The 12,024-nt window shown below is 56.8% G+C and carries 4 protein-coding genes and 3 pseudogenes; 4 read left to right on the top strand and 3 right to left on the bottom strand.

Annotation, left to right across the window (positions count from 1 at the left end):
- Together AC07FD_RS36495 and AC07FD_RS36490 are read right to left on the bottom strand one after the other, a co-directional pair.
- Nucleotides 1-566, bottom strand: a pseudogene (locus tag AC07FD_RS36495) (Mu transposase domain-containing protein); the annotation flags it as partial.
- A 2-nt stretch (nucleotides 567-568) separates the two neighbouring features.
- Nucleotides 569-709, bottom strand: a pseudogene (locus AC07FD_RS36490) (transposase); the annotation flags it as partial.
- A gap of 219 nt (nucleotides 710-928) precedes the next feature.
- Between AC07FD_RS36490 and AC07FD_RS36485 the strand changes: the two are divergent.
- The 4 genes and pseudogenes from AC07FD_RS36485 to AC07FD_RS36470 all read left to right on the top strand — a co-directional run.
- Complete coding sequence (locus tag AC07FD_RS36485) at nucleotides 929-7,993, top strand: hybrid non-ribosomal peptide synthetase/type I polyketide synthase (protein WP_478353769.1); 7,065 nt, start codon at nucleotides 929-931, stop codon at nucleotides 7,991-7,993.
- A 209-nt stretch (nucleotides 7,994-8,202) separates the two neighbouring features.
- Complete coding sequence (locus tag AC07FD_RS36480; RefSeq protein WP_478353768.1) at nucleotides 8,203-9,435, top strand: ATP-grasp domain-containing protein; 1,233 nt, start codon at nucleotides 8,203-8,205, stop codon at nucleotides 9,433-9,435.
- A gap of 174 nt (nucleotides 9,436-9,609) precedes the next feature.
- Nucleotides 9,610-11,109 (top strand): M81 family metallopeptidase, encoded by a 1,500-nt coding sequence (locus AC07FD_RS36475; RefSeq protein WP_478353767.1) that lies wholly within the window; start codon nucleotides 9,610-9,612, stop codon nucleotides 11,107-11,109.
- 47 nt (nucleotides 11,110-11,156) lie between these two features.
- Nucleotides 11,157-11,441: pseudogene (locus AC07FD_RS36470) on the top strand (IS6 family transposase); the annotation flags it as partial.
- Nucleotides 11,442-11,769: 328 nt separating this feature from the next.
- Here the strand turns inward: AC07FD_RS36470 and AC07FD_RS36465 are convergent.
- The coding region (locus tag AC07FD_RS36465; RefSeq protein ID WP_478353766.1) for an ATP-binding protein at nucleotides 11,770-12,024 on the bottom strand (255 nt) is incomplete at its 5' end.

Here is a 12,024-nt window from a genome sequence, read left to right as displayed (position 1 = left end):
TTTGTCGACAGCCGCGTGAAGAGGCCATATCGGGGGGCATCCCGTGCCCAACCCAAGTTAAGGCGACGCCACCGGTTCAGCACATGGGTCTTGGTTGGAACGCCGGCCTCCAACGCCATCTCCACGGCCAGGAGCACGGCCTGCTCGTCGTGTTGCAGGACAAGTGCCCAGGATCTCGACCATCTCGCGATCGCCGCCCGGCTTCTTGAGCAAATGCTGCTGTAACGACCTGAATGCATCGGGAGTTCGGCAAAGGGTGCTCCGTTGCGTAGGGCGCCTGGCTTGCGCTGAACGACAGCCAGATAGTGCCGCCAGTCATAGATCGTCTGTCCTGGTCGATCATGCGATCGATCGATGATGCGGCGATGCTCACAGACAATCAGACCCTCCGCAGCGACAACGACACGATCCGGATAGACCCGAAGGCTCACGGGCCGATTGGCAAAGGACGCCGGAACGCTGTAGCGGTTGCGCTCTAAATGCACGAGGCAGGTTGGGGAGACCCGCTTGGTGTATTCGACAAAGCCGTCGAAGAGACGGGACGCCGGCATGAGAGCCTGGGCTTCCTACCGCCATACTTGGCCTTCCAGTTATACAGCGTCGCCTCGCTGACCCCGTGCTTGCGGGCCAGATCGCCCGCTTTCGCACCCGCCTCGTGCTCGCGCAGCACCGTGATGATTTGCTCTTCCGTGAACCGCTTCCGCTTCATCAGTCCGTCCTTCGATCAAGGCCCGGACTCTAATCTCAGATGGAGGAAAAACTCAGTGGCAGGTCATTGCCATGTCACTGAAAATTGTTAGTTCGAGTGAATATGTGCTCTGTCATACGACAGTTTCACATAAACGACTGAATTATTCTCAAAAAATTCAAACCGTTTCCAAGAGAAGAGGGGTAACTTCTCCGCACAACTAAGTGGCAGGAGAAAGCAATGGGTCATGTTACGCGTCCGCTGTCGCATGGTCAGAGTGGCCTTTGGATACATCATCAAAAACGACCGACCGGTAGCGAATACAATTTGCCAGTCGAACTGCGGATAAAGGCACCGTTCGACATTGATGCCTTGCGGCGCGCGCTTCAATCATTGATCGACCGCCATGAAATGCTGCGCACGACCTTTCACCAGGAAGGCGAGCAGGTCGTTCAGCGCATTCATGAGACAGCCTCTCTGAGCTTTCATGTCGTTCGGCTACAAGGTCTCGAAGAGGCGCACTTCCATCACTCCATCGCAGCTGAAGCTCGCTCGCCTTTCGATCTGGAACATGGGCCGTTGTTTCGCGCTCACCTGTTCATCCGCAATGCCACGGAAGAGGTTCTCCTCCTCAATTTCCACCACATAATTTCCGACGGCTTCAGCATTCGCACCTTTTTGCACGAGTTCGGCAGGCACTACCAGGCGTGCTGCGGCGACACGGATATGCCAAGTCTGACCACGGCGTCTCCTTACGGGGACTTCGTAGCCTGGCAAGAGCGCCTCCTTGCCGGCGACGACGGAGAACGCATGTGGGCCTACTGGCGCAGCCAGCTTGTTGATCATGAACCTGACCTGCCCCTTCCGACCGACAGACCCCGAGCTGCACTTGCCACGCACACCGGGTCAGTTTTCTCCGTGAATATTGAGATGCCGCTGGTCGCGCGCTTGGAGCGACTGGCGCATAAAGAAAAAGTGACGCTCGCCACCGTACTGCTTGCTGCCTATTACGTCCTGCTGCATCGCTATGGCGATCAGGACGACATCACCCTTTACGTGCCACGCCTCGGTCGTCCGACAGAAAATTTTTCGGGCACCTTCGGCTACTTTGTGACCTTGGCGGCCCTACGCCAGGATCTTTCCGAAAATTCCATTTTCCTCGACCATTTGCAGCAGGTGCGTCAGCTCATGCGCTGCGCGCGCAGCCACGAGTATTTTCCCCTTCCCCTGCTACTGGAGAAGCTCAAGCTCCCCCCGGCACCTGATCGCAATCCGCTCGCGCAAGCAGTTTTCAACTTCATTCCAGAGGCGGTGAGTTCTCTTGGCTTCACGTCATGCGACGTCGACCTCTCCGGCTTGCCTGCGCAAATCCGACTTTGCGAGACCGATATCTGGATCGATCTTGATTTTCGTATCTTGGCCAGCAAAGAAAGTGTCCGTCTACATGTCGTATACAACGCGGATTTGTGGGATCCTAGCACCATCGAGCGGCTGGCGCAGCACTATCAGTTGTTGCTCGAGGCGATTGCAGATGCGCCAGCGCGACGGATAGGCGACTATTGTTTTCTAACTCCAGAGGAGGAGCATCAGCTCCTTCATGATTTTAACGACACCGCTGCAGGTTTTCCGTCCGACATTTGCCTGCACACCCTGATCGAAGCTCATGCTGCCGCTCGCCCAGACAATATCGCTGTCAGTTGCTCAATGGAGGCGCTCAGCTACGCCTTACTTGAGCAAAAGGCAAACAAGCTTGCCCGTCATCTAATTTCAAAAGGTGTCCGCCTTGGAGACGTGGTCGGCGTCCTCGTCGAGCGTTCGTGCGATCTCATTGTCGGCTTTCTAGCGGTGTTGAAGGCGGGGGCCGTCTATCTTCCTCTCGATCCGCGACTCCCACCCCACCGTCTGCATTTCATGGTGCGGGACGCTGGCGCCACTGCAGTGATAAGCAAAGCGGAGCTTAAAAAACAGGCGTTCGGGACAGCCCTATCAAAGCTAGACATTGAACGTGCGAAGGGATGTGCGGTGGTTCTCCTCGACAAGGACCGCGCCGAAATCGCTCTCCACGATGTCACGCCTCCGCACTGCCCCGCCGGCCCCTCAGATTTGGCCTACGTGATCTATACATCCGGTTCCACGGGGCAGCCGAAAGGCGTGATGGTTGAGCATCGCAGCGCCTGCAACATGGCGGAGGATCTAAGACGCACCTATCAATTGGGTGCGGATAGCAGGGTATTGCAGTTCGCTTCCTGCGGATTCGATGCATCGCTGTTCGATTTTATGCTGGCTTTATCCTCTGGTGGTCGATTGTGCCTGGCGCCTCCATCAGCATCGATGCCCGGAGCAGAGCTTGTCGAGTTCATGCGCCGTGAATGCGTTACCGCCGCCGGTCTTACGCCGACAGCGTGGGCCTCCTTGCCGTCGAATGATCTTCCTGATCTCACTGTGGTAAAGTCAGGTGGAGAGCCGTTGCCGCCGAGCCTCATTGAGCGATGGGGCGAGAAACGCCGCATCTTCAATTCCTATGGGCCTACGGAGACGACCGTCTATTGCATAAGGACTGAGGTGAAAGCCGAGGAGCAAAAGCCAACAATTGGGCACCCCGCCATCAATACCAAGGCTTATATCCTGGATCGCTATGGTAATCCGACACCGGTTGGCGCAATCGGCGAGCTCTACATCGGGGGTGTCGGCGTAGCCCGCGGCTACATCAATCACGATGAACTCACGCGCGAGGTTTTCCTGCCAGACCCATTCGATGATGATCCGCAATCCAGGCTCTACCGAACTGGGGATCGGGCCCGCTACCGGACAGACGGCACGATTGAGTTCCTAGGCCGGAAAGACGGACAGATCAAGATCCGCGGCATGCGGGTCGAGCTTGCCGAGATCGAGCAGTGCCTGATGGAGCACGAAAACGTCAAAGCATGCTGCGTCACGCTGACAGCCGGTCCCGATGAAAATGCGAGCCTGGCAGCCTACGTGGTGAGGCGACGGGGCAGTTCGGAGGTTGCCGATGAACTTCAGTCTTTTCTGCGCGCCGCGCTGCCTGGCTACATGGTCCCCTCACAGTTCGTGTTCCTCCCGCAGCTACCAACCAATCGTAGCGGCAAGATCGACCGGCGCGCTCTTCCCGAGCCGAGAAACGTCTCGAAATTAAGGGCCGCAACTTTGCCGACCGGTGGGTTGCAGGCGGAAGTGGCTGAGATATGGAAGAACGTGCTGAACCTGGACTCCGTCGGCGTTGAAGACAATTTCTTCGATGTTGGCGGCCATTCCATGGCCATCGTCCAGGTTCAGGCGCGTATCCACGATCGTTTGGCCATTGATTGCAAGATTCTGGATCTGTTCGAGCACCCCACCATAAGAACGCTCGCTGCGCACCTGGCAGCAATTCCAGGCGCTTCTCACCCCGCGCAGGACTTAAAAAGACCGAGTGGTCCGGCGGCAATCGAACCCAACCAGGACCGCAATGCTGTTGCAATCATTGGATTGGCCGGCAGGTTCCCGGGGGCGGAGAATGTCGAACAATTCTGGAACAATCTGGTCGATGGCGTAGAGTCCATCGCAGACTTAGATGAACAGACATTGCGCGAAGCCGGCGTTGATCCCAATACCTTTGGCAAGCCTAGTTATGTGAGGCGCGAAGCCGTTATCAGCGGAGTTGATTTGTTTGACGCAGCGTTTTTCGGTCTCTCGCCTAAGGAAGCAGCCTGGATGGACCCGCAACAGCGGATCTTACTGGAAACGGCGTATCAGGCGCTCGACCAGGCGGGATACGGATCGCGCGAGAACGCAGGAGGCCGCGTCGGTGTCTTTGCTGGAGTGGGGGCCAACCACTATCTCCCTGAACGTGAAGCAGTCCGCGACCTGCTGGATTCAGAGAAGTTGCAGATCCGCCTTCTTAATGGCCACGATTTCACGACGACGCGCATTGCCTACAAGCTCAACTTGACCGGCCCCTGCGTGTCAGTTCAGACGGCCTGTTCCACTTCGCTGGTTGCGGTCCACCTCGCTTGCCGGACCCTGCGCAGCAATGAGTGCGATATGGCGCTGGCAGGCGGTGCATCGATTTCCCTGCCCCATGGAAAAGGCTATCTCCATCAACAAGGCCATATCTTGTCCCCTGACGGCCACTGCCGTGCGTTCGATGCCAAAGCCCAGGGAACGGTGAGAGGCAGCGGAGCAGCGGTCGTTGTCCTCAAGCTGCTGAGCGACGCCTGTAGAGACGGCGACTATATCTGGGCAGTGATAAAGGGGACCGCCATCAACAATGATGGCGCCGCCAAGGTCGGGTTCACCGCCCCCAGCGCCGACGGACAGGCTGCGGTGATCCAAGCCGCCCTCACCGATGCTGAGGTCTCTGCGGACACCATTGGGTACGTCGAAGCGCATGGTACGGGAACCTATCTTGGAGACCCCGTCGAAATCTCCGGCCTGACCAAGGCCTTTGGTTCCCACACAGCACGGAAACAATTCTGCGCAATAGGTTCGGTGAAGACAAATGTCGGCCATCTCGACGCCGCAGCGGGCGTAACGGGGCTGATCAAACTCGCCACGATGCTGAACAGGAACGTCATTCCCGCTAGCCTGCATTTTGATAAGCCCAACCCAAATATCGACTTCAAGGAGAGCCCGGTGTTCGTAAACAAGACCTGCACCACTTGGCCCAAAGCTGGTGAGCCACGGCGCGGTGGGGTCAGCTCATTTGGCATTGGTGGCACGAATGCGCACGTCATCCTCGAGGAGGCTCCGCCGCAGAGTGGTGAACAAAGCGGCCGCAGGCTACAAGTTTTTCCAGTGTCGGGTGCAAGCAGGTCTGCATTAACCGAAATGCTTCGGCAACTGGCAAGCTTTATTCGCCGAAGCGATGTTAGGCACAGCGCAGCAAATATCGCATATACCCTGCAAACGGGTCGAGCAGCTCTGAGACATCGCACAAGTTTCGTCGGATCCAATCCGGTGGAATTAGCCGACCAGCTCGATCAGGCGGCTCTGAATGCGGGCGCAGCAGGAGAGGCGTCAAGCAGTGAACACCGCATCGTGTTCATGTTCTCCGGCCAGGGCGGGCAGCAGATCGGAATGGGTCGGGAGCTTTATGAAGAAGAGCCGGTATTCCGCAACGCCATCGACGAATGCGCAAAGTGGCTTAACGAGCTCGCACATATTGATTTCCGCCCCCTGCTCTACTGCGAAGGCAAATCCAATGACGAGCTTCAGCCTCAGCTGGAAGCCCTCATACAGCCTGTCATCTTCGCTACGCAATATGCAATGGCGAAGCTCTTCATCTCGTGGGGCATTTTCCCTGCAGCTGTGATCGGCCACAGCATCGGAGAATATGCAGCCGCTCATCTTGCAGGCATCATCTCGCTACCGGATGCCATTCGACTGACACTGATAAGGGGACAGTTAACGTCGCATGTGCCTGTCGGCGGGATCGTTGCAGTCAGCTTGTCGCCGGAAGAGCTCGAGCCTTATTGGAACGACAACCTTTCACTGGCGGCAATAAACGGGCCGCGTCAGTGCATTGTTTCGGGGGCAGCATCCGAGATCGCAGCGTTCCATGAGCAATTGCAGGCGAAATCCATTGCGAGCAAACAAGTGCGCGCAAGCCATGCCGTGCATTCGTCACTGCTCGATCCAATCCTGCCGGAGTTTAGGATTCATGCAGAACAAGTCGAGTTGCAAGCGCCTCAAATACCTTTCATGTCGACAGTGCTCGGTGACTGGCTTGAAGCGGACGTGCGGCTCAATGGCAGCTATTGGGTCCGCAATCTGCGAGAGACGGTGCAGTTCAATCAGGCCTTCGATCGGGTAGTGCAATCGGGCCACGAGTTGTTCATTGAGATGGGGCCTGGCGCAGCCCTGACCACACATTCCAGGCGGCTCAAGTCAAAGGGCCACAGGCGGAGCCCCGTCGCGTTTCCAGCCTTGCCAGGGGACGACCACGGGCAAGGCGATCGCGCGAGCCTTTTACAGACGCTGGGCAAGCTTTGGACCTGCGGCGTTCGCATCGATTGGTCTAGTCTGCACGACCACCAGCCCTTGCAGCGAACCCCCCTCCCCCCTTATCCTTTTGATCGCAAGCGTTACTGGCTCGATGCGGTAGTCACCAAGGACCAGGAACAAAATGCCGGTTTGAATCAGCCTAATATTACAGCCAGATCCGTCGATCGCCCGACTGGGAACGAGGGGGTGCGCAGTCCGACTGTAGTTGAGATGTCTGCTGAGACAGCTTTAGATCGCCAAATTGCGGCGGTCTATCGGGACATCTTGGGCTTGGATGACGTTGCCCTGACCGACAGCTTCTTTGATCTTGGTGGCGATTCGTTGAGCGCCTTAAGCGTCATCGATCGCATCGAGCAGCTCACGGGAGAGAGATTGGCTGTCTCCCTGCTGCTGGAACACCAGACTCCAAGAGGGCTCGCAATAGCCCTGTCGAAGACACATAGAAGCGTGCGCACGAACGCATTGGTGCCGATACAAACCGGCGGTTCGCGGACGCCTCTGTTTTGCCCCCACCCTTTTGGGGGACATGTACTCGTATATACGCCTCTTGCTAAGGCACTTGGCACGGAGCAGCCGCTCTTCGGCTTGCAGGCGCGCGGTCTGAATGGTGAAGCGAGCCCTCACCTGAGCATTCCGGAGATGGCGCGGGAATACGTAGAGGCTATCAAGAGCGTTCAACCCCGAGGCCCTTATCAGCTCGCTGGGCTGTCTATGGGCGGGAGCATTGCTTGGGAAATGGCCTGCCAATTGCACGATGCTGGTGACGAGGTAGCAATAGTTGGGCTGCTCGATGCCAAAGCGCTTCACAAAGATGAAGAGCACACAAGCGACCGGTATTACCGCCTGCTCGGCAACCGCCATATTCCTCAATGGCTTAGCGAGCAAGCGGTTATATTGAGCGTCCTTTTTCCTGCGCTGAAGAAACATTGGCGAAAGCTGAACTCCATCAAACGTGAGCGTCAGGTCACGGCATTGCTGGATTTCGGAAGGCAAGCAGGCAATGTCCCCGACATGAGCGAAGCGCAGCTCAATAATATTCTGGCAGTTGCCGAGGCAAATAAAATTGCGCTGCGTGAATATATGCCTCGGTTCAACGACAGCAGGTCCGTTCTTTTTGCAGCCAAGAAGGGGCTGCGCACATCCACTAATGAACCTGATGGCGATCTTGGGTGGAAGCAATTCGCGCGGGCGCGCCTGGAAATTCATGAGGTGCCAGGTGACCATTACACGATGGTCGCTCCGCCTCATGTGCGCGTCCTAGCAACGAAGCTCAAAGATTATCTCAATCGAACCGACTAGCGACGGCACCGGATCACAAAAGCGGGACAGGCGTCAGTGACCAAACTGTTGCGACAGGTCCTTCAAGTAAATTTATAGAATCTTTGCAACCCCGGATCGATGGCGATGGTACGTTCACCTCAAAGTCTGAGATCAGGCAAGGCTGAAGAAGGATTTTGCCGATGTACGCTCGGACCGCCGCACAACACGCAATGTCGGAGTCAAAGCCAATGGCAAAAAGAGCGCTCATCCTGCTTGAAGGTTCAAGGTATAATGGTCCGCTATACGTCCAGGCGGCCGTGCGTCTTGGTCTTTATCCAATTGCCCTATCAGCTGATCCAGCTCAGTACGACTATCTTGCGGCCGAAGGAATTGAGGCAATCCGTGTCGATACAGGCGATCTCGATGCACTGATCCGCGAATGTTCCCTGCTACGTGCAACCTATGACATTGCTGGCATTACGTCGGTCGGGGACTCATTCTATGCGACAGTTGGAAAGCTCTGCCGCTATTTCGATCTACCGGGACCGAACCCCGAATCCATTGAACGATGCTGCAACAAATTCACTCAACGTCAGCTTCTCGCGGAGGCCGGCGTTCCAATACCTGCTTATCGCTTGGCAGCGGATGCGACGGAGGTGGAAAGCTTCGCCGCGGAGATCGGCCTGCCGGTGATTCTTAAACCAGCCGTAGGTGCCGGCAGCAGAGGTGTCCGATTGTGCCGCGACCTCGATGAGGTAGCCGAACATACGACCTATCTGTTGGGCGGGCAGCACATATGGCAGTACCCGCCGAGGATACTGGTCGAAGAATTCGCACATGGCTCTTTTTATAGCGTCGACATAATGGGAGACCAGATCATTGGAATTGGAATCGCTGACTGTGGCCCTCCACCGCATTTCGTCTTCCGTGAGACGACGTTTCCGGCCCCGTTTACCAACGAGGAGTATGCTCGCATCTCCGATGTTTCGCTAAGCTGCTTGGGAGCTCTCGGCCTTGGCTGGGGGCCAACGAACATAGAACTCCGGTGGACGAAGCGTGGTCCAGTCGTTATCGAGGTCAACCCGCGTCTTGCTGGCGCGCTCGAGCCCCAACTGGTCCAACTGGCTTGCGGTATCGACCTCGTCACTGAGCACATCAAGCTTGTCATCGGCGACGAATGTGATTTGCACAGCAGACATTCGCAGACTGCGGCCGCGCGGTTCCTCGTTCCTGATACCGATGGCACCCTCGATTGGATCGGCGGCCACAGTCAGGCGGCCGCCATACCAGGTGTAGCCGAGATCAAATTCTATGTTGGACCCAAGACGCCAATCGTCAGGAAAGGCGATCTCCGAGATTGGATCGGATATGTCATTGCCACTTCCCCCAGCCGTGCTCGGACGGAGGCGATACTTCAGCGTGCCGTCGACCTAATCGATTGGTCGATTACACCATTTTCGACCCCTGGCGAACAGGAGTGACATGCGGCCCCTTGAGAACTCAAGCACTTGTCCCCGGCGCACTATGTTGCGGTCGCCACCCGCCCAGCCCCATCGCACCGTGAAACGCATTCTTCGCCAAATCGAGCGCGATCATAATTCTTTGCATGGCGGTATAAAATCCAAAGGCTGACATTCAAGAGGGAATATAAGATTATGAAGCGCATAGCAGTCGGACGCCTGTTTCATGAATCGCACGGATATGCGCCGGCGACAGCAGCGGGAGATATCACCGTCGTTCGCGGCGAGACTTTGATCGAGGCGGCCAAGGGAAATGGCACCACGCTCGGCGGGATTGTCGACGCCTTGATTGAACGCGCGGATATTCAGGTTCTTCCCATTTCAGATTCGATGATCGCGCCGAGCGGCGCCATCGATCATAGTTTCTACATTGGGCAACGCCGGTTCTGGGGCGAGGAGGTCAACAAGCTCGCGCCCGATGCGATTGTACTCGACCTGCATGGGTCGATGTCCACGACTGAATTTGAAGATGCGGAAGGTGACTTCCTCTCCTACATTCGTGGCGTCATCGGCGGAAACGCAGTCCTCGGAGCAGGTCTCGACCTTCATGCGAATATCACGCCGCAGATGTTGAAGGCAGCCGACATCTGCATCGCCTGCAAGAACAATCCGCATGACGATTACTACGAAAATGGCAAGAAGGTGGTCAGATTGGTTTTCGATGTCCTGGAAGGCCGTCTGCGCCCGGTCTATACCTTCGCGAAAACCCGGATGATTGCCCCAGGCAGGCTCGAAACTCATCTCAGCCCACTTAAGGAAATGCACGTACGTGCCCGTGCGCTCGAGAAGTCGGAAGCGCCAGTGGTGGACCTTAGCATCTACAACGCCTATCGCTTTGCGGATCTAACGGACATGGGTCAGGCCGCTGTGATACTGAGCAACGGGCCATATGCGCAAGCCAAGGTGATCGTGGAGGATTACGCGCAGAAGTTCTGGAATCTGCGCGAGAGCTTCAAGGATGAAACCGTGACCATCGCAGAGGCTCTGGATGCAACTGCGAAGGACAAGGGCGGCATTACCAAGGCGCTTGCGGATCTTGGTGACCGGACGCTGGCCGGCGCGCCGGGAGACAGCACCTTGATCCTGCAGGCCGCACTGAAGCATCCCGTGAAGCTCCAGGGCGCCATGACGGTCAACGATCCGGAAACCGTCGCACAGGCACATGCCGCCGGAGTCGGCGCGAAAATCAAGATGCGTCTCGGCGGCAAGATGACGCCGCTATATCTGCCCTTCGAGATCGAAGGCGTGGTCAAGATGCTCAACAATAGGGATATTAAACTCATCGGACCTAGTTTTGCCAACGAATCCGCTGCCATGGGAAAGACGGCCCTTATCGAGATTGATAATCGTTTCCTTGTGATCGCCACGTCAAAGCCAGGATTTATCGTTGATCGCGCCATTTTCGAATCTCACGGCATCAATATCAGGGAGCAGGACTTTATCGTGATGAAGTCGCAGTTCCATTTCAATCGCAATTTCGACGGCGTTGCAGCGACTATCTATGTTGCAAGCGCGGGCCTCTCCTATTTCGTGCCCGGTGCTTTCCCCAAAAAACGCGCACGGGTCTGGCCGGACACCAATGTGGATGACGCGCCTATTGTTGCGGCTCAAGTCGTCGAGCGTTTAACCGTATAACACCGGCAGGTAGCGTCGCCTTAACATTTTAGGCGGACTTTACGGGCATGAGCCCGCACCCGCCCACCGATATTATGACGCTCCGATACAAGCGTCATCGTTTTCCTGCCGAGATCATAGCGTATGCGGTGTGGCTCTACTTCCGATTTCCACTGAGCCTGCGTCATGTGGAAGATCTTCTGGCCGAGCGCGGCATCGAAGTCTCGTTCCAGACTGTCGCGGAATGGGCTGCCAAGTTCGGCCGCGGATATGCCCGCTCCATCCGGCGGCGGTCCAGGGGTAGTTTTGCCGACAAGTGGCATCTCGACGAAACAGTCGTTGCTATCAAGGGTGTTAACGGCTGCGAGAAAGCGCGGACAAATGGTGCCGAGGATTGTGGAGGAGAAAGCGGCCCGATGGGGCCGCTTTGTATTTTTTACCAGGAGGGATCGAGAGGATGGGGCTTTTGCCCTGTCTGCTCGTCGCTGGAAGGGTGCTGATCGTCATGGGCTTGTTGGTGACGGACAAACTGCTGGATGTGGGGAGCGTAACGGCTCCAGATGCAGTCTCGCAGATCGTCGAGGAGTTCGAAGACGGCGGCTGCTTGCTCGGGTGTCCATTCGGCATTGACGATGAACTGGATTCCACGCCCGAGACCGGACGGCTGATGAGGATTTCCGGTCATGCTGCAGGCTCCTTTTCGTCAGCGGGGTGGCTGGTGCGTTGTTGACGCTGCGCCTTCGAGCGCTCGGAGGCTTCCTTGAAGCGGTAAGAATCGCCTTCGATGGGAATGACCTCACAATGGTGCAAAAGGCGATCGACCAGACTGACGACGCAGGCGGCATTGGGGAAGACCTCCGACGGTGGCGTCGCCTTAACTTGGGTTGGGCACGGGATGCCCCCCGATATGGCCTCTTCACGCGGCTGTCGACAAAG

This window comes from Mesorhizobium waitakense, assembly GCF_056431085.1.
The sequence above is the reverse complement of the archived record's forward strand: the minus strand, read 5'-3'. Positions and strand labels throughout refer to the sequence as shown.